Genomic DNA, 18,437 nt, shown 5'->3' with positions numbered 1-18,437 from the left:
TTTGTTTCATTTTGTTTGATTTTCTAATCAAATACAGGAAAATAAGCCAAGAAGACCATTTGCAGTCATTGCATGGAGGAACTGATGAAATTCACTTCATTGACACAGCGTTTCGCTGTCTGGTTTACGTTGGTTTCCCTGCTGCCGATATTGGTGATTGGCAACAGCCTGCTGCATACCTTTGAAAAGGAAATCAAAAAATCGGCCATTCGTAATGTCTCCGCCATCGCCGACAAAAAATTCGAACAAATCGACAGTTATTTGCAAGAGCGCTTGCTCGACGCCAGCTTGATCCGTGACGCCAGCACGACGCATGGCGCCATCATCGGATTTTCCAGAATTTTTGAGGAAAATGGGGTAGATTCCGATGAATACCGTCGTTTGGATGCCAGTTATCGTGAGAATTTCAAGCGATTTGTTGAAGATGCGAAATATTACGATTTATTTTTGATCTCTACCCAAGGCACGATTATTTATTCGCAAACGCACGAATCCGATTTTGCCACGAACCTGCTCACCGGTCCTTATCGCGACACCGGCTTAGGTAAAGTTACCCGCTATGCATTGAATAACCAAGTCAGCAGTATTTCGGATTTTGAACGCTACGAACCATCCAGAGGTGCTATCGCTGCGTTTGTCGCCACTCCGATTATATTGGAGGGAGAAATTAAAGGTGTCTTAGCGCTGCAAATTTATAGCCAACGCGTGTTCACGGTGTTGTTGAACAATGTCGGATTGGGGGATAGCGGTGAAACGGTCGTGGCGCGCCTGGAAGATGACCGGACCGCGCTCGTCATGGCGCCGCTCAAATACGATCCCGATGCGGCGCTGAAGCGCCGGATACCGCTGAATACGCCGCCGTCTTCCGAAGCCATACAGAATGCTTTGAACGGTCAATCGGGCGGTGCATTGACTACCGATTACCGCGGTAAGGAGGTGGTTGCGGCATGGCGCTATTTGCCGCGCATGAAATGGGGCATCGTGGTGCAAATTGATGTCGAAGAAGCCTTTGCTTCTATCAACAAAGTACATTTCATCAGTTTGGTTATCCTGGTTTTGATCCTGTTTGCCGCTTTATTGGGAGCGGTATTGTTCCACCGCCGCGTCGTTAATCCCTTAAAGCATTTGAATCAGAGCGCAATGGAAATTTCTACGGGGAACTTGCATCAACTGGTTGCGATTGAAGGCTGGGATGAAATGCGGCAACTGGCGCATACGTTTAACGCGATGGTCGAAAAACTGTGCGCCAGCGATCAGAATCGCAATAAGGCTGAAGAAAATCTGGTGCAGCTCAATCAGGAATTGGAGCATCGCGTGGCGGCCAGGACCGACGATTTGCAGCGCGCTAATGAAGTCTTGGCGATCAAGGAAGAGGAAATGCGTTCGGTGGTTGAGCACATGGTGGATTGCGTTGTGACTACCGATGAGATCGGTATCATCCTGTCCGTCAATCCCGTCATGGAAAAATTATTCGGCTACAATCACGACGAGATGATCGGTCAAAATATATCCATCATCGTGCCCGAGCCGGATCGTAGCCGACATATCGGTTATATGGAAAATTACTGCCGCACCGGGCATGGTCAGGAGTATATCGGTCGCCCTTATTTGTCCGGTTCGCATGGCATCGGCCGCGGCCGCGAAGTGGAAGGCGTGCGCAAAAATGGCGAGCGGATTGAATTATATCTGGCGGTCAGTGAATATTTTGTCGCGGGGAAACGGCATTTTACCGGTGTGATACGCGATATCCGGGAACATGTGCAAATCATGAAAGAGTTAAAACAAGCCCGGATCGAAGCGGAGCAAGCCAATAAAGCCAAATCGGCGTTCCTGGCCGCCATGAGCCATGAAATCCGCACACCGATGAACGGCGTGATCGGCATGATCGATGTCATGCGGCAAACCAGTTTGAGCGGTTACCAAATGGAAATGGCCAACCTGATCCGCGATTCCGCTTATGCCTTGCTGTCCATTATCGAAGACATTCTCGATTTTTCCAAGATCGAAGCGGGCAAACTGGAAATCGAGAAAATTCCCATGCCGCTCGCCAGTATCATCGAAAATGCATGCGGCATGCTGGCGCATCTGGCGCTCAGCAAAAAAGTCGAACTCACCTTGTTCATCGATCCCGCGATTCCGGAAAATGTCGTCGGTGATCCCCTGCGTCTGCGACAGGTGCTGGTCAATATCATCAATAATGCGATCAAATTTTCCAGTAAGCAGGAAAAACAAGGGAAAGTGTCGGTGCGGGTATTGCTTACGGAATCCAATCCCGATCAGATCGTCGTGACCTTCCAGATCACCGATAACGGCATCGGTATGGATAAGGAAACACAGGAAAAACTCTTCAGATCCTTTTCGCAAGGCGATCCCTCCACCACGCGCCGCTTCGGCGGTACCGGTCTCGGCTTGGCGATTTCACACCATTTGGCCGAGTTGATGGATGCGGAAATTACCGTGCAAAGCGAACCGCAGCATGGATCCACTTTTATCATCCAAATGCCGTTCAAACCGCTGCCGGAGAGCGCCGCTGTCAATCACAAGATCGAAGATCTCGACGGCATGAATTGCTTGATACTCGGTGACAACGATAGTTTGAGCAATGACTTGGCGGTTTATTTGCGCAGCGCGGGAGCTGAAGTTAAACAAATATCCGATTTTGCTGCGATTGACCAAGTCATCCGGAATCTGTCGCCCGGATTATGGTTGGTGGTGATCGACGCAGGTCAGGAGGTATTTTCCATCGAAGCGCTGCGCGTCGCATTTAATGCGCGCGGCGAGGCGATAAAAAAACAAACCGATCAAGTCGGAACGGAAGCGGCCCAACCTTTCATCGAACCGCGTTTTGTCGTGATCAAGCGCGGCCGGCGCCGCCAAGCGCGCATTGAAGACATCGATATCATCACAATCGATGGCGATGTAATGTACCGCCAATCGTTGCTGCGCGCGATGGCGATCGCCGCCGGTAAAGTGGAAGCGAGCACGGAGAGCGTGCCGCCCGCCGGCAACTTCAAGTCCCAGCCGGCATCCGTTTCGCGCGAGGATGCGCTGCGTCAAGGTAGGCTTATTCTGGTGGCGGAGGATAACGACATCAATCAGAAAGTCATCCGCCAGCAATTGACTTTGCTCGGCTATGCCGCGGATATTGCCAACGACGGCCGGGAAGCGCTGAAACGCAAGCAGAACTGTGAATATGGATTGTTGCTGACCGATTTGCACATGCCGGAAATGGACGGTTTTGAACTGACAAGGGCGATTCGCACAGCGGAATCCGGCGGTAAACACATGCCGATTGTCGCGCTAACGGCCAATGCATTGAAAGGCGAGCGGGAACATTGTCTCGATGCCGGTATGGATGATTACCTGAGTAAACCGGTGCAGCTAGAGGATTTACGCCGGATTCTGGAAAAATACCTGCCCGGCGGCGAAGCGGCGGCAGCGGCTGAGCCGGTACGGGTGATGCTGGCGGGCGCAACGGAAGCAGTTGCTGTGCCGGTCAATGTTCACGTGCTGGAAGAATTGGTCGGCGATGATGCGGAAATGATCCGGGAGATGCTGTTGGATTTTCGCGCCAGTGCGGAAAAAATAGCTGCAGAACTGCATACTGCGTATCAGACAGGACAATTGACTACGGCCGGTGCGCTGGCGCACAAACTGAAATCATCCGCCCGGTCCGTGGGGGCGCTGGCGTTAGGTGAATTGTGCGCGGCAATGGAGCAAGCGGGCAAAAAGAGCGATGCGGCAGAGCTGGCGGTGTTGTTGCCGCAGTTTGACGTGCAGTTGATTGCAGTCAAGGCTTATCTGGACACTTTAACTGCAAAATCCGGGGGAAATTTGTAAAACCGGTTGTGGTTAAGAGGCCGGGGAAGCGATCAGCGCTTCAGCACGGACTCTACTGCGCCATTCTTCCATCCAGCGCGGTAGATCGGCGGGCAGCAGCGGATGCGAGATGAAGTTCCCCTGCGCCATATCGCATCCTGTTTGACGCAGCAGTTCCCAGTCGGCGCTATCCTCAACCCCTTCCGCGACGATATCCATGCCCAGTTGTTTGCCCATTGCTAAGCTGGCGTCGTAGATGGCGCGCAGCGTATCGTCCTGCCAGGCGCGATGGACAAATCCCTGATCGATTTTCAGCTCGTTAAATGGAATGTCGCGTAGCTGCGCCAGGGATGAATGGCCGGTGCCGAAATCGTCAATGGACAAATGAAATCGCTTGAGACGCAAACGGGTCAGAATTTCCAGCGGAATGCGCGCATCCGGTCCCATCACTTGGCTTTCGGTGATTTCAATGACGATTTTCTGCGGCGGCAGGTTGTTTTCAGTGACCAGATTGACCACCATATCTTGAAAATCCAAGGAAGCCAGATTTTCCATCGTAACATTGACCGACACGCGTAGTGTTTGACCGTCGCGATGCCATTTTCCCGCTTGAATGATCGCCTGTTTCAGCACGAAGCGGGTCAAATCGTCGATCAGATTGTTATCCTCCGCGACGTGAATAAAGCGGTCCGGCATGATTACGCCATCTTGCGGATGATGCCAGCGCACCAGCGTTTCCACGCCAATGACGTCGCCGGTTTCCACCGAAACTTTGGGTTGATAATAATTCACCAGCTCTTGATGGTCGATAGCCGAGCGGATATCGGCCGCGCTGTAGGTTTTGCCGCTAGATTGCGGGTGGGTGGACGCTTCAATGTCCAACCGTTGCAAGATTTCCGACAATTTATTGGGATCCACGGGCTTATGCACATAACCGGGCATCGGAATTTTGTGCGCATGAACCAGTTTCTCCGCGGTTTTGAGCATACGCTCGTCTTCGCCGCTGACCAATATCAATTGACCGTGATACTGGCGATCCACCAGGTAGCGCACAAACTCGATGCCGTCCATATCCGGCATGTTCAGATCGAGCAGAATCAAATCGGGGCGGGTATCGGCATGATCGATTTTCTGCAATGCATCCGAACCGTTGTCGCAGGTAGTGACAGCGGTGTAGCCCAGTTTCGCCAGCATGCGCGACAGCAACTTGAGCATAAAAGTATCGTCATCGAGGATCAGTATCTTAATTTTCGACGCGCTATCCATAGCTTGTTTTTATCATTGAAAGAGAGGCCTGCCGGTGATACCCAAAACATCAGCGCATGATCATACACTGTGTACCGGCACAGCGGATAACAATCGTTTTTCCGCTATCCAGGTATGGTCAGGAACAAAAAATCAATCGTCGATCAGTACGTGACCGAACAATGCGAAGACTCCTATCGCTATACCGGTGACAAACTGCGCATGCACCAGGTAAGAAAATTTTTTCAGTTCGACCGGCGAATAGCGCAACGTGAGGAACATGCCGAAAACACCCTGCCAGACGACCAAACCCAGTAAAGCAGGGAAAAATAGAATATGGCGATAACGGGAGAAATCCATCATCCCGATATGCAGCAGAATAACGGCAACCGCGGCGATGCCGAAATAAATATGCGTGCGGTTCATCCAAGCCAGCAAGCGGTTCAACGCCGATGATTCGAGCGCGGGCATATAATCCGGGAGTAAGCGCTGCGCCAGTTTTCCTTGACCCAGCAACAATTTGAGCAAGGTGCGAGCATAGATAAAGATCAACAGCGCCAAGCCGGTTTTTCCGAATCCTTCGCCGATTTCGGTGAGAAACGTTTCACGTTCCTCGGGAATCGGATGAACCGTGTAAGCATAAATAAAATAGATCGACGAAATCAGCGCAACGGCAGCTGTATAGATCAGGATGCCGCGAATATTTTTTAATGATTGCTGCATAGGAAGTGATTAGTTAACGTGATAGCCCGTGACTTTCAAAATTTCCCACTTGAAGTCATGCACGTCGGCGACATCGTTGGGCAGTGCCATCGATAGCGCGCCTTTGGACGATGGTGGTAGATCCAGGTCGATTTGATGCACTTTGGCATCGTGCGACATGTTCGGATGCATGTGCATATGATGATGGTCGTGAATCGGCGTCATGCTGACGACGAGTTGCGTGATGTGGTAACGTTCGTTGCCGTTGTAGATCGTGCCGCTGAAAATCCCCCAACCGAAGCCGGCGTCGATTTTCAGTTTTTGGATGGCGTCTTGGGGTAATTCAATCAGGTCGCCGGCTATGGCAAGCGGCATCGACACAAGCCATCCTGCTAATATTGTTGCGCAAAAAAAATTTTTAAACGTCGCGGTAGTTCTCATCCGGTATCCTTCACAGTAACAATTGAAATCGGGAAATAGGTAAATTATAAATTGAGTTGCTGTGCCGGAATGCGTTTAGTCGGATAAATAATTTCCGGCAAAGGAGAGGGAAGTGATAATCAATGGTAATGATCCATACGACCTTGACCGTTTCGTACAAGTGCAAACGCATAATTTCGATATCGCTTTGGTTCAGATCGCCAGTGGCCGCAAGCGCTCGCATTGGATGTGGTATATCTTTCCGCAATTCGCCGGACTCGGATTCAGCGCAATGTCGCAGCGTTACGCGATCAGGAGCGCTGTGGAAGCGCAAGCCTATTTGAACCATCCCATACTCGGGCCGAGACTGATGCAATGCTGCAAAGCGCTGCTGGCTATTAACGGCCGTTCTGCCCATGAAATCTTTGGTTCACCGGACGATATGAAACTGCAATCCTGTGCTACGCTGTTTGCCAGCATAACACCTGTGGATTCGGTGTTTGCGCGTGTGCTAAAACAATATTTTTCCGGTCAACGAGATCAAAAGACGCTGAATATGCTGAATGTTGCTACGGAAGAAAAATAGCATGCGCAATGATAGCGGCAATGTTTACAAGATGCGCGGCAGAATCATCAGTCACTGTGACTTATTGTACTGATCGGCGTTTTTTTGATAAATCCAGCTATTTAACAAGCTGCGCGCAGCCGCGATAACTTCCGACGCCACCATCCCCAGCATTCCCCGATTCTGACGCACCCAGCGATCCGCTGCGGCACCGTGCAGATAAACCGCCAGCAGTAACGCACGATCCGGGCTTAAGCCTTGGGCGATCAGCGCGCCGATGATCCCGGCCAGCACGTCACCGGTTCCGGCGGTGCTCAGCGCGGGGTTGCCGCTGGTGTTGAGGTAGCGTTTGCCATCGGGAAGACAGCAGATGCTGCCCGCGCCCTTGAGGACGACGTAGCAATTGAAATGCTGCGCGATTTGCAACGCCGCGTTCATGCGGTTGTTTTGCACGGCGGTGCTGTCGGTATTCAGCAAACGCGCGGCTTCGGCGGGGTGGGGTGTCAAGATGGTCGCAGCTTTGCGCTGGCTGAGGTTTTCCGCCAGATCGGGGTGTTGCGCGATCAGGTTGAGCGCGTCGGCATCGAGCACCAGTGCGCAGTCGCTATCCAAAGCCATGCCCAGCCACGACCGGGCTTGCGCCGATTGCCCCAAACCGGGACCTGCGATCAAACAATTCAGCGGTTTTACACCGAATAATTCCGACGGCGGGCGCAGCATCAGTTCCGGCTGTGAGAAATCGACTGCCGGTGCGTTCTCCGCCAGCATGCCGATGTAAACACGGCCTGCGCCCAGATGCAGGGCCGCCCGGCCGGCCAGCAACGCAGCGCCTGCCATGCCGGTCGATCCGCCGATGATGGCGACGTTGCCGAACGAGCCTTTGTGGCTGTTGGCGCAGCGGAGCGGGGGCAGCAGTGTTTGTGCGTGTGCGTTATTCAGCAGCCAGGCTTGCGGTTCGGGCGGCGCGGGCATGTGGATATCGAGATCGCGCAGCACCACCTCACCGCAACATTCCGGGCCGAAGTTGGTGAACAGCCCCGGTTTTAATCCGATAAACGTGACCGTAACGGCGGCGCGGATGGCGATGCCGTAAATGCAACCGTCGTCGCTGCCCAAGCCGGACGGAATATCCAATGCGACAATCGGTGCCGCCATTCGTTTGACGTTTTCGATCCAGTCGCGGTATTGTCCCTCAATCGGGCGATGATGTGACTGATCCAGGCCGATGCCGAACAGACCGTCGATCACCGTATCCCAATTGCCCTCGCCATCGGGCAGATCGGGACAGATATCGCCGCCGCAATCCAACCAGACTTGCAACGCTTGCCGGGCATCGGCTGGCAAGCGGTCGCGCTTACCGGCGAAAACCACCGTCACCGCGTTACCCCATTCCTTCAGATAACGTGCCACGACAAAGGCGTCTCCACCGTTGTTGCCCGGTCCGGCGAGTACCAGCACATTGTGGTTAGGGTTCTTCAGCACCTGGTCGCGAACCACCTGCGCTGCGGCCAAGCCGGCTTTTTCCATCAACTGCGGCGGTTTAGGCAACTGCAGCGCTTGCTGCTCCATGGCACGGATTTGCGCGGTAAAAAAAACGGCATCGGGGTTGGTATTCGGCATAATTTTCAGCTGCGCGGGATGATCAGCGATAAGTACATCTTCTCGTGTAAAATTGCAATCTTTTAATCTTCGCACTGCACAACCTACGATGCTTCAATTTTGTGGTGGACACGCGCTTTCGCCGTTTCGTCTGGAAAAATTACGCAAGGAAATTAACGCACTGAACCTGCCGGTCACGGCGATTGAAACGGAATACTGGCATTTCTGCCAGGTGACCCGCACTCTACAAGACGAAGAGTTTAATGCGCTGCGCAGACTGCTCAATCACGATCCCGCGCAGGAAAATGCGCAGCATCTCGGTGAGTTCTTTTTGGTGTTGCCGCGCCCCGGCACCATTTCGCCGTGGTCCAGCAAAGCCACCGATATTGCGCAGCACTGCGGCCTGGCGGCGGTCGAGCGCATCGAACGCGGTATCGCGTTTTACATTCAATGCGCATCACCCTTATCCGTCGAAGATAAAACGCGGTTAAGGCCGTTGCTGCACGATCGCATGACCGAAGCGGTGTTTGCATCGTTTGCCGATGCCGAGAAGCTGTTTCAGCATTTTCCGCCGCAACCGCTTAGTACTGTCGATGTGCTCGGCGGCGGCATCGATGCATTGCGGCAAGCCAATCAAAGCATGGGACTGGCGCTGTCGGCGGATGAAATCGAATATTTGGCGCAACACTTCCAGAAAATGGCGCGCAATCCGACTGACGTTGAGCTGATGATGTTCGCACAAGCCAATTCCGAGCATTGCCGCCATAAAATTTTCAACGCCGATTGGATCATCGACGGCAAACCGCAGGACAAGTCGCTGTTTGCCATGATCCGCAACACGCATCAAACGCATCCGCAAGGCACGCTGGTGGCGTATGCCGATAACGCCAGCGTCATCGAAGGCGCGGAAATCAACCGCTTTTATCCGGGCAACGGGCAAGAGTATGGTTACGCTCTGGAAAAAACGCACATGTTGATGAAAGTTGAAACACACAATCATCCGACCGCGATCTCGCCGTTTCCAGGAGCGGCGACCGGTGTCGGCGGCGAGATTCGCGATGAAGGTGCAACCGGTCGCGGTGCGAAGCCGAAAGCCGGGTTGTGCGGTTTTTCCGTGTCCAATTTGAATATTCCGGATTTCGCGCAACCGTGGGAAGCCGAGCACGACGGTCAAGCCCGTTACGGCAAACCCGGACGCATCGCATCGGCGTTGCAAATCATGCTCGAAGGTCCGATCGGCGGCGCGGCGTTCAACAACGAATTCGGCCGCCCTAACTTGGCGGGTTATTTTCGTACCTTTGAAGAGCGTGTTGGCGGGGAAATGCGCGGATATCACAAACCGGTCATGCTGGCGGGCGGTGTCGGGCAGATTTCGGATGCGCATGTGCGCAAGGAAAAATTCCCGCCGGGTGCGTTGCTGGTCCAATTGGGCGGCCCCGGTCTGTTGATCGGTCTGGGCGGCGGCGCGGCTTCCAGCATGGATACCGGTGCCAATACCGAAGCGCTGGATTTCGATTCGGTGCAGCGCGGCAATCCGGAAATGCAGCGGCGCGCGCAGGAAGTGATCGACCGCTGCTGGCAGTTGCAGCGCAGCGGCGAGGATAATCCGATTTTGTTCATTCATGACGTTGGCGCGGGCGGTTTGTCGAATGCGTTTCCGGAGCTGGTGCACGACTCCGGCCGCGGCGGGCGCTTTGATTTACGCGCGGTGCCGTCCGAGGAAACCAGCATGTCGCCGATGCAGATCTGGAGCAACGAAGCACAGGAACGTTACGTGCTGGCGATCAGACCGGAATCGCTGGCGTTGTTCCGCAGCATTTGCGAGCGCGAACGTTGTCCTTTCGCTGTCGTCGGCGAAGCGACAAATGACGAGCAACTGCAAGTAACCGATGCGCAATCGCCGCTGCCGCCGGTCGATATGCCTTTACCGGTGCTGCTCGGCAAGCCGCCGAAAATGACACGCGACGTGGCGCATGGAAACCGGATATTGCCGCCGCTCGATTGGGACGACATCGATTTAGCGGACGCGGTTTACCGCGTTTTGCGCTTACCCGCAGTGGCTGACAAGACTTTCCTGATTGCCATCGGTGATCGTAGCGTCGGTGGTTTGTCGGCGCGCGATCAAATGGTTGGGCCGTGGCAGATTCCGGTCGCCGATGTCGCGGTGACTTGCATGGGGTACCAGACGGTGCTGGGTGAAGCGTTTGCCATTGGCGAGCGCACGCCGCTGGCGTTGATCGATCCAAAAGCCGCGGCGCGCATGGCGGTGGGTGAGGCGATCACCAATATCGCCGCGGCGGCGATCGGCAGCATTGAAAAAATCAAATTATCCGCCAACTGGATGGCGGCGGCCGGTCATCCGGGCGAAGACGCCGGTTTGTACGACGCAGTGCATGCCGTCGGCATGGAATTATGTCCGCAACTGGGCATCAGCATCCCGGTCGGCAAGGATTCGATGTCGATGAAAACAGCATGGGAAGAAGCGGGCACGCGCAAGGAAGTGTCCGCGCCGCTGTCGCTGATTATTTCGTCGTTCGCCACCGTGACCAATGTGCGCAAAACCTTGACACCGCAGTTGCGCACCGGTTGCGGCGATACTGAGTTGATCCTGATCGACCTGGGCCAAGGATGCAACCGGTTGGGCGGTTCGGCGCTGGCGCAGGTATACAAACAAGTCGGCAATACCGCACCGGACATCGGCGGTCAAACCGGTGCACAACAATTACGCAATTTCTTCGACGCGATTCAGCAGCTCAACGCGACGAATCGATTGCTCGCGTATCACGACCGTTCCGACGGCGGCCTGCTGGCGACGCTATGCGAAATGGCGTTTGCCGGGCATACCGGCTTGACGATTAATCTGGATCAATTGTGTTTCGATGCGCAATACAGCGATATCGACGGATCGGAATTGCAACCCGAGCGGCTGGGCGGACATTTTCTCGAACGCATCCTCGCCGTGCTGTTTAACGAGGAATTGGGCGCGGTCATTCAAATTGCCGCCGCGCAGCGCCGGGAAGTCATGCAAGTACTGGCGGACGCGGGATTGCGCGATTGCAGTTTTATCATCGGTTACCCGAATTCATCCGATGAAATCCGCGTGATGCGCAACAATAAGCCGATCCTGGCGGAAAAACGCGCCGATTTGCAGCGCGCCTGGTCGGAAACTACGTATCACATGCAGAAGCTGCGTGACAATCCGGCGTGCGCGCAGCAGGAATTCGATCGGCTGCTCGACAGCGCCGATCCCGGTTTGCAGATTGCATTGAGTTACGACGCCGGCGACGACGTTGCCGCGCCGTTCATCCAAACCGGTGTGCATCCGCGCCTGGCGGTGTTGCGCGAGCAAGGTGTCAACGGCCATGTCGAGATGGCGGCGGCATTCGATCGCGCCGGTTTTAGCGCGGTTGACGTGCACATGAGCGACATCATCGCCGGACGGTTGTCACTGAGAGATTTCACCGGGTTTGTCGCGTGCGGCGGTTTTTCTTACGGCGACGTGCTCGGCGCCGGCGAAGGCTGGGCCAAATCGATTCTGTTCAATCCGCGCGCACGCGATGAGTTTGCAGCGTTTTTTGAGCGCGGCGATACCTTTGCGCTGGGCGTGTGCAACGGTTGCCAGATGATGAGCAATCTGCATGAGATTATTCCGGGAGCCGAACATTGGCCGCGATTTAAACGCAATGTGTCGGAACAATTCGAGGCGCGTTTTGTCATGGTGGAAGTGCAGTCAAGTCCGTCGCTGTTGTTCGACGGTATGGCGGGCAGCCGGATGCCGATCACGGTGGCGCACGGCGAGGGCAAAGTGGAGTTTTCTCCCGGTCATGCGGAAAGAGCCGGCAGCCTGGTAACGCTGCGTTATGTCGACAATCACGGCCGGATCACTGAAAACTATCCGTATAACCCGAACGGTTCGATTCGGGGGATAACCGGATTGACGACACCGGACGGGCGTTTCAACGTGTTGATGCCGCATCCGGAACGGGTATTTCGTGTGGCGCAACACTCGTGGCACCCGGACACACGCTCGGACAAGGCGGAAGACGGCCCGTGGATGCGGCTTTTCCGCAACGCACGCAAGTGGGTAGGGTAACGTTCGTTGTAATCAATTTCACACTGAGAAGAATGAAAAATATGACAAATTGCAAAATAACCCGGCGTAATAGCTTGATGTGTGTGGTTGCTGTGCTCATGAGTCTGGCGATGAATCCCGCTGGTGCGGTGATTACTCCGGCGAAAAAACCGGCTCCGGCTAATTGCGTGCCACTGGGGGACTGGATCGTTCCCGGTTCCGGCAAGGCCTCGCAGCAGGAAGTGATCGCGCGCGCCGCCAAGGCGTCGGTGGTGCTGCTCGGTGAAACGCACATCAATGCCGATCATCACCGCTGGCAATTGCAGACGCTGGCGGCTTTGCACGCGCAGCGCCCGAACATGGTGATCGGTTTTGAAATGTTTCCGCGTCGCGTGCAACCTGCACTGGATAAGTGGATTGCCGGTGAATTGAGCGAAAAGGAATTTTTGCGTGCGGCGGAGTGGGATCACGTATGGAATACCGACGCCAATTTGTATTTGCCGTTGTTTCATTTCGCCCGCATGAATCGCATTCCGATGCTGGCGTTGAATATCGAAGCGAACCTGCGCCGCCAGGTGGCGGAGAAGGGATTTTACGGCGTGCCGGTAGAGGAACGCGAAGGCTTGACGCGCCCAGCGGAACCCAGTCAGGCGTATGTCGATTATTTGCTGCCGATTTATAAACAACACGACCGCAAACATAAAAAAGACAATGAAACCACGCAGGACGATCCGGATTTCCGCCGCTTTATTGGCGGACAGCAATTGTGGGATCGCGCCATGGCGCAAATTCTGCAGCAAGCGCTAACGCGTTCAACGGCTGCGGAAAAACCACTGGTGGTCGGTGTCATGGGCACGGGCCATGTGCTGCACGGTTTTGGCGTGACGCATCAATTGCACGATTTGGGCATCAAGTCTGTCGCCGCATTACTGCCTTGGGATAGCGATAAATCCTGCAAAAATCTGGTTGCCGGTGTGGCCGACGCGGTGTTCGGCGTGTTGCCGCATGTTTCCGAATCTTACCGTCCGCAATTCCAGCGTCTCGGTATCCGCTACGAGATGGGCAGGGGTGGCGCGGTCATTTTGCAAGTGGAAAAAAACAGTATCGCCGAGGCCGCCAAGTTGCAGGATTCCGATGTGATTCTGGAAATGGCCGGTGTGCCGGTTAAAACACTGGAAGATGTGACCACCATCGTGAAACGCCAAGCGCCGGGAACCTGGTTGCCGATGAAAGTTAAGCGTGACGACCAGGAAATGCAGGTTATCGCCAAATTTCCGGCAGCAAAGCATTAATTGATATTTTGTGATGAAATCATGATTCCCGCTACGTTTATCCGCAATTGTTTTTTTGTTTTTTTCGTCTGTTTTATTGCAGCACCCGCAATATCCGCGCCCGTGCCGTTCAAGATGAACGATGTCGAATACGACATCACGGTCAAAATCGACCCGGCGAATCGCACATTGGAAGGAAAAAGCCTCGTTACCGTGCATAGGCCGCGCGAACTGCAATTGCTGCTGGGAGCCGGGTATGAAGTGACGCAAGCGGAATTCAATGACGGCCCGCTGGGCATCGGACGCGAACAAAGCAATCAGCCGCATATTTGGAACATTCCGTTTCATTTCCGCCAGCAAATCCAGTTTCTGATTCAGTGGAAAGGTGTACTGGCACCGCTGGATACCGCGCTCGACCATCGCCAGACATTGGCCAGACCGGTGGCGGTGAGCGGCGTGGGAGGCACGTTCCTGCCAGATAGCTCGGATTGGTATCCGCGCATTGCCGGACAAATGGCGCGCTATAAAGTCAGCATCGAGCTGCCGACCGGGCAGAAAGGTTTGGTGGCGGGCCGGCTCATCGAAGAAAGCGATTCGGAACAAGGTTACCGGGCGACGTTTGAATTTTCTCAACCGGCCGAAGGCATCGATTTAATGGCCGGGCCGTATGCGATCGACACGTTGATGCATCACAATATCAAGCAGAAGCCAGTGCAATTGCGCACCTATTTTCATCCGCAAATCAGCCAATTGTCGAAGGATTATCTCGATGCCGTGAAAGGTTATCTGGACCGGTACGAATCCGAAATCGGCGAATATCCATACAGCGAATTCAGCGTGGTATCCAGCCCCACGCCGACCGGCTTCGGCATGCCGACGCTGACTTATCTCGGTGTCGATGTTTTGCAACTGCCGTTTATCCGCAGCACATCGCTCGGACATGAAGTGCTGCACAATTGGTGGGGCAACGGCGTGTATCCGGATTACAAAAGCGGCAACTGGTCCGAAGGGCTGACCACGTTCATGGCCGATTACGCCTATAAGGAACAGGAAAGCGAAACGGCCGCGCGTGAAATGCGCCTCGGCTGGCTGCGTGACTTTGCCGCGTTGCAACCGGGTCAGGATGCGCCGCTGACGGCGTTTACCTCGCGCACGCACGGCGCATCGAAAATCGTCGGTTACAACAAAGCCGCGATGTTTTTCTTCATGCTGCGCGATCATCTGGGTGAAGCGATTTTTCAACGCGCTTTGCAGGGGCTGTGGGCCACCCGGCGTTTCCAGATTACCTCATGGAAAGAAGTGCAAAAAATTTTTGAATTGGTTTCCGGCCAATCGCTGGAGCCTTTTTTTGCGCAATGGCTAACTCGCAGTGGCGCGCCCGCGATTGAAATTGCCGAGGTGAAAAATAGCGCGGCGGATTCCGGCTATCAATTATCGATTACGCTGAAACAAGCCGAACCGGCGTATCAACTGCAAGTGCCGGTCGCAATCGAAACGCAGCAGGGTAGCGCCGTTCACCGGCTGGATTTGCAGCAAGCGCAGCAAACGTTCACGCTGAAGCTGGCGCACAAACCGCTGGCCGTTTCGCTTGATCCCGATCTGCGCCTATTCCGGCAATTGGCGTCCGGCGAAGCGCCGCCGATTCTGCGCGAAGTGATGGTCAACGCCGCCACGCAAACGGTTTTATTGTCCGCTCAAGCCGAGGCCCGCAAAATTGCCGAAACCCTCGCTGCCAAACTACAAGACCGCAAACTTGAAACAATCGCACCGGACGATCCGCTTCCCGCCGCACCGACTCTGGTGATCGGTCTGCAAGCGGAAGTCGATGCCTGGCTTGCTGCTAAGCAGCTCCCGGCCCGGCCGGATGAAACCGGCAAAAAGGGCAGTGCGCAAGTCTGGACAGTGACACGTAGTGAGGGCGTATCGCTCGCCATCATTTCCGCGCAAGACGCCGCTTCGCTCGAAGCACTGATCCGCCCGCTGCCGCATTACGGACGGCAAAGTTATCTGATATTTGACGGCCGGCAGGCGATTGACAAAGGGGTTTGGCCGATGCAGGTACAGAAGGTGGCTGTTGAGTGATAGAACTAAGTTCCTATCATTGTATGCCGGTTATTCTCGCTGCCCACGGTGGTGTGTAACCGGTTTCAAAAAATTCAGTAAGATTCTTCGCAATAATTTCTTTCTGACTCAGTCGACAAAAGGATTCTCAATCAACAGCCCGTCGATTTGCTGGCCGTGCTGCAAATCTTCCGTGTACAAACGTGTGCTGCCGGATTCAAAGGCTGCGGCAACAATCAAAGCATCGTAAAAACTGAAGCTATAGCGTGCTTGCAGGTCAAGGCCGCGTTGGTAAAGCGCCGGACTGGGCATGACGCGCCATAAGGGCGTCAGAATTTGTTGCAGAAAACGCTGAGCATTTTCCGGGCTCATGGGGAAAGGTAGTTTTCGCGTTACAACGTTGAGCGTTTCTTGAACAACTTGATGGCTGATACAGGCACTGCGTGTTTCCAGCGCATTCCGGACCAATCGCTCCGCAATTCCGCGTTTGCGCGCATCGGTTTCGTCGAACAGGTAGATAAAAACGTTCGTATCGATAAATTCACCGCTCATTCATGTCATCCCGCGTGAATTTGCGGCCGCCCGTGCGCACTTGTCCACGTAATTCCTCGATCAATGTCATGGCGGATTCGGTTTGCTGTTCTTGCCGTACATAATCCGCCAGCCAGCGGCGGAATTGTTCGTTCAGTGTGGTTTGCTCGGCACGTGCGCGCTCACGGGCGGCTTCGATCAATTTATCATCGGCGCTTAATGTAATATTTTTCATTGGTTGCGTCCTCTGTCGGTATTGTGTACACGGTCGTAGTGTACACTAATTATCTCGCGAAGAGAGGAGTCCGATCATCAAGTGTGGCGGTTTAGATGGAACACTATTTTCCCGCAGCAACCGGAGTGAAGCGGCGAGTCAAGAAAACTCAGTATTGCTGATGATTACCTTCCCTCACTCAATTCCCTGCGAACGCAAATAATCCTCGTAATTCCCTTTGAAGTCGTTGATGCCGTCCGGCGTCATTTCCAGAATGCGCGTGGCCAGTGAGGAGACAAATTCGCGGTCGTGGGAGATGAAAATCAGCGTGCCGGTATACCGTTCCAGCGCGCTGTTCAGCGATTCGATCGATTCCATATCGAGGTGATTGGTCGGTTCGTCCATCAGCAGCACGTTCGGTTTTTGCAGGATCAGCTTGCCGAACAGCATGCGGCCTTGTTCTCCGCCGGAAATGACTTTCGTGGATTTTTTGGTGTCGTCACCAGAGAATAATAATCGGCCCAGCGTACCGCGAATCGTTTGATCGTCATCGCTGCCTCGCCGCCACTGATCCATCCATTCCATCAATGACAGTTCTTGCGCAAAATCGGCTGCGTGGTCTTGCGGGAAGTAACCGGGGTTGGCCTTGTCGGTCCATTTGATTTCGCCGGAATCCGGCGCGAGATCGCCCGCCAGGCAGCGCAGCAGCGTGGTCTTGCCGATGCCGTTCGGGCCGATGATGGCGACTTTCTCGCCCGCTTCGATGTTCAAACTCAAATCCTTGAACAACGGTCTGTCCATGCCGGGGAAAGTCTTGCCAATGGCCTGAAGGGAAACGGCCAGGCGATGCAATTTTTCCTTATCGTGAAATTCAAAGCGGATGAACGGATACTGGCGGCTGGACGGTTTGACGTCTTCCAGCTTGATTTTCTCGATTTGCCGTGCGCGGCTGGTAGCTTGCCGGGCTTTCGACGCATTCGCGGAAAAACGGCTGACAAACGACTGCAAGTCGGCGATCTGCGCTTTTTTCTTCGCATTGTCGGCCAGCATGCGTTCGCGCGCCTGGGTCGAAGCGGTCATGTAATCGTCGTAATTGCCAGGATAAATACGTAGTTCGCCGTAATCCAGATCGGCCATGTGCGTGCACACGCTGTTCAAAAAGTGCCGGTCGTGCGAAATGATGATAATGGTGTTCTTGCTGGCGTTGATCACATCCTCCAGCCAGCGGATGGTATTGATGTCGAGGTTATTGGTAGGCTCGTCCAGCAGCAGGATGTCGGGATTGGAAAACAACGCCTGCGCCAGTAACACGCGCAATTTATAACCCGGCGCGATGGCGCTCATCAATCCCTGATGCTGGGAAGACGGAATGCCGACGCCGAGCAGCAATTCCCCGGCGCGCGCTTCCGCCGAATAACCATCCAGCTCGGCGAATTGCGACTCCAACTCCGCTGCGTGCATATAATCGTCCTCAGTAGCCTCCGGGTTGGCGTAAATGGCGTCGCGTTCCTGCTTGATGCGCCATAAATCCGCGTGCCCCATCATCACCGTATCGATCACCAGACAATCTTCAAACGCGAATTGATCCTGGCGCAACTTGCCCACCCGCTCGCCGCTGTCGACCGAAACATTACCGGCGGTCGGCTCCAGATCCCCGCCGAGAATTTTCATGAACGTCGACTTGCCGCAACCATTCGCGCCGATCAACCCATAGCGGTTACCCCCGCCGAATTTAACCGAAACGTTCTCAAACAGCGGCTTGGCGCCGAATTGCATGGTGATATTGGCGGTTGTAATCAAAACGGGTACCTGCGGATGATGGTTACTAGAAAGGGGCGCACATTCTAAACGTTTTTGAGTGGAATTGCTGGGTTATGGTGGGGGTGATCAACAGATTTGGCGATCCATTGTACGAAATGGCGATTGGAGGTTATGCAT

Annotated in this window: 12 protein-coding genes; 5 read left to right on the top strand and 7 right to left on the bottom strand. The window is 54.4% G+C overall.

Annotation, left to right across the window (positions count from 1 at the left end; genetic code table 11):
- Positions 1 to 84: 84 nt before the first annotated feature.
- Entirely contained in the window at positions 85 to 3,840 is a 3,756-nt protein-coding gene (locus tag HRU77_02520; GenBank protein ID QOJ19673.1) for a response regulator, read from the top strand.
- Positions 3,841 to 3,852: 12 nt separating this feature from the next.
- Here HRU77_02520 and HRU77_02515 read toward each other — a convergent pair whose 3' ends face one another.
- From HRU77_02515 to HRU77_02505, 3 genes are all read right to left on the bottom strand, one after another.
- Entirely contained in the window at positions 3,853 to 5,085 is a 1,233-nt protein-coding gene (locus tag HRU77_02515) for an EAL domain-containing protein (GenBank protein ID QOJ19672.1), read from the bottom strand.
- A 132-nt stretch (positions 5,086 to 5,217) separates the two neighbouring features.
- The gene (locus HRU77_02510; protein ID QOJ19671.1) at positions 5,218 to 5,787 is read right to left on the bottom strand and encodes a hypothetical protein; all 570 of its coding nucleotides are present in this window, start codon (positions 5,785 to 5,787) and stop codon (positions 5,218 to 5,220) included.
- Between the two features lie 9 nt (positions 5,788 to 5,796).
- The gene (locus HRU77_02505) at positions 5,797 to 6,141 is read right to left on the bottom strand and encodes a hypothetical protein (protein ID QOJ19670.1); all 345 of its coding nucleotides are present in this window, start codon (positions 6,139 to 6,141) and stop codon (positions 5,797 to 5,799) included.
- Between the two features lie 181 nt (positions 6,142 to 6,322).
- On the opposite strand from HRU77_02505, the gene HRU77_02500 reads away from it, so the two are divergent.
- Positions 6,323 to 6,772, top strand: coding sequence for a DUF1810 domain-containing protein (locus HRU77_02500; GenBank protein ID QOJ22037.1), 450 nt, complete (start codon positions 6,323 to 6,325; stop codon positions 6,770 to 6,772).
- A 51-nt stretch (positions 6,773 to 6,823) separates the two neighbouring features.
- Here the strand turns inward: HRU77_02500 and HRU77_02495 are convergent, their stop codons facing one another.
- Positions 6,824 to 8,371, bottom strand: a complete 1,548-nt coding sequence (locus tag HRU77_02495) for an NAD(P)H-hydrate dehydratase (GenBank protein QOJ19669.1) — start codon at positions 8,369 to 8,371, stop codon at positions 6,824 to 6,826.
- A gap of 88 nt (positions 8,372 to 8,459) precedes the next feature.
- Here HRU77_02495 and purL point away from each other — a divergent pair, with 88 nt between their 5' ends.
- The 3 genes from purL to HRU77_02480 are packed head-to-tail and all read left to right on the top strand — an operon-like array spanning position 8,460 to position 15,775.
- On the top strand, positions 8,460 to 12,443 hold the full coding sequence (purL, locus tag HRU77_02490; protein QOJ19668.1) for a phosphoribosylformylglycinamidine synthase: 3,984 nt from the start codon (positions 8,460 to 8,462) through the stop codon (positions 12,441 to 12,443).
- 41 nt (positions 12,444 to 12,484) lie between these two features.
- Positions 12,485 to 13,714, top strand: a complete 1,230-nt coding sequence (locus tag HRU77_02485) for a ChaN family lipoprotein (GenBank protein ID QOJ19667.1) — start codon at positions 12,485 to 12,487, stop codon at positions 13,712 to 13,714.
- 21 nt (positions 13,715 to 13,735) lie between these two features.
- Entirely contained in the window at positions 13,736 to 15,775 is a 2,040-nt protein-coding gene (locus HRU77_02480) for a M1 family peptidase (GenBank protein ID QOJ19666.1), read from the top strand.
- A gap of 108 nt (positions 15,776 to 15,883) precedes the next feature.
- Here the strand turns inward: HRU77_02480 and HRU77_02475 are convergent, their stop codons facing one another.
- From HRU77_02475 to HRU77_02465, 3 genes are all read right to left on the bottom strand, one after another.
- Positions 15,884 to 16,306, bottom strand: a complete 423-nt coding sequence (locus tag HRU77_02475; protein ID QOJ19665.1) for a PIN domain-containing protein — start codon at positions 16,304 to 16,306, stop codon at positions 15,884 to 15,886.
- A complete protein-coding gene (locus tag HRU77_02470) occupies positions 16,296 to 16,520 on the bottom strand; it encodes a hypothetical protein (GenBank protein ID QOJ19664.1) in 225 nt (74 codons plus the stop codon). The genes HRU77_02475 and HRU77_02470 overlap by 11 nt, the downstream gene beginning before the upstream one ends.
- Positions 16,521 to 16,694: 174 nt before the next feature.
- A complete protein-coding gene (locus HRU77_02465) occupies positions 16,695 to 18,299 on the bottom strand; it encodes an ABC-F family ATPase (protein QOJ19663.1) in 1,605 nt (534 codons plus the stop codon).
- Positions 18,300 to 18,437: the final 138 nt, after the last annotated feature.

This window comes from Gammaproteobacteria bacterium (assembly GCA_015709615.1).
GTDB lineage: Bacteria > Pseudomonadota > Gammaproteobacteria > Burkholderiales > Nitrosomonadaceae > Nitrosomonas.
This window is presented reverse-complemented; position numbering and strand designations above follow the sequence as displayed.

Excerpts from the sequence above, each read along its gene's own strand:
- HRU77_02520 (QOJ19673.1), top strand. The coding sequence starts at position 85 with ATGAAATTCACTTCATTGACACAGCGTTTCGCTGTCTGGTTTACGTTG.
- HRU77_02485 (QOJ19667.1), top strand. The coding sequence starts at position 12,485 with ATGACAAATTGCAAAATAACCCGGCGTAATAGCTTGATGTGTGTGGTT.
- HRU77_02505 (QOJ19670.1), bottom strand. The coding sequence starts at position 6,141 with ATGCCGCTTGCCATAGCCGGCGACCTGATTGAATTACCCCAAGACGCC.
- HRU77_02510 (QOJ19671.1), bottom strand. The coding sequence starts at position 5,787 with ATGCAGCAATCATTAAAAAATATTCGCGGCATCCTGATCTATACAGCT.
- HRU77_02480 (QOJ19666.1), top strand. The coding sequence starts at position 13,736 with ATGATTCCCGCTACGTTTATCCGCAATTGTTTTTTTGTTTTTTTCGTC.
- HRU77_02515 (QOJ19672.1), bottom strand. The coding sequence starts at position 5,085 with ATGGATAGCGCGTCGAAAATTAAGATACTGATCCTCGATGACGATACT.
- purL (QOJ19668.1), top strand. The coding sequence starts at position 8,460 with ATGCTTCAATTTTGTGGTGGACACGCGCTTTCGCCGTTTCGTCTGGAA.
- HRU77_02495 (QOJ19669.1), bottom strand. The coding sequence starts at position 8,371 with ATGCCGAATACCAACCCCGATGCCGTTTTTTTTACCGCGCAAATCCGT.
- HRU77_02475 (QOJ19665.1), bottom strand. The coding sequence starts at position 16,306 with ATGAGCGGTGAATTTATCGATACGAACGTTTTTATCTACCTGTTCGAC.
- HRU77_02470 (QOJ19664.1), bottom strand. The coding sequence starts at position 16,520 with ATGAAAAATATTACATTAAGCGCCGATGATAAATTGATCGAAGCCGCC.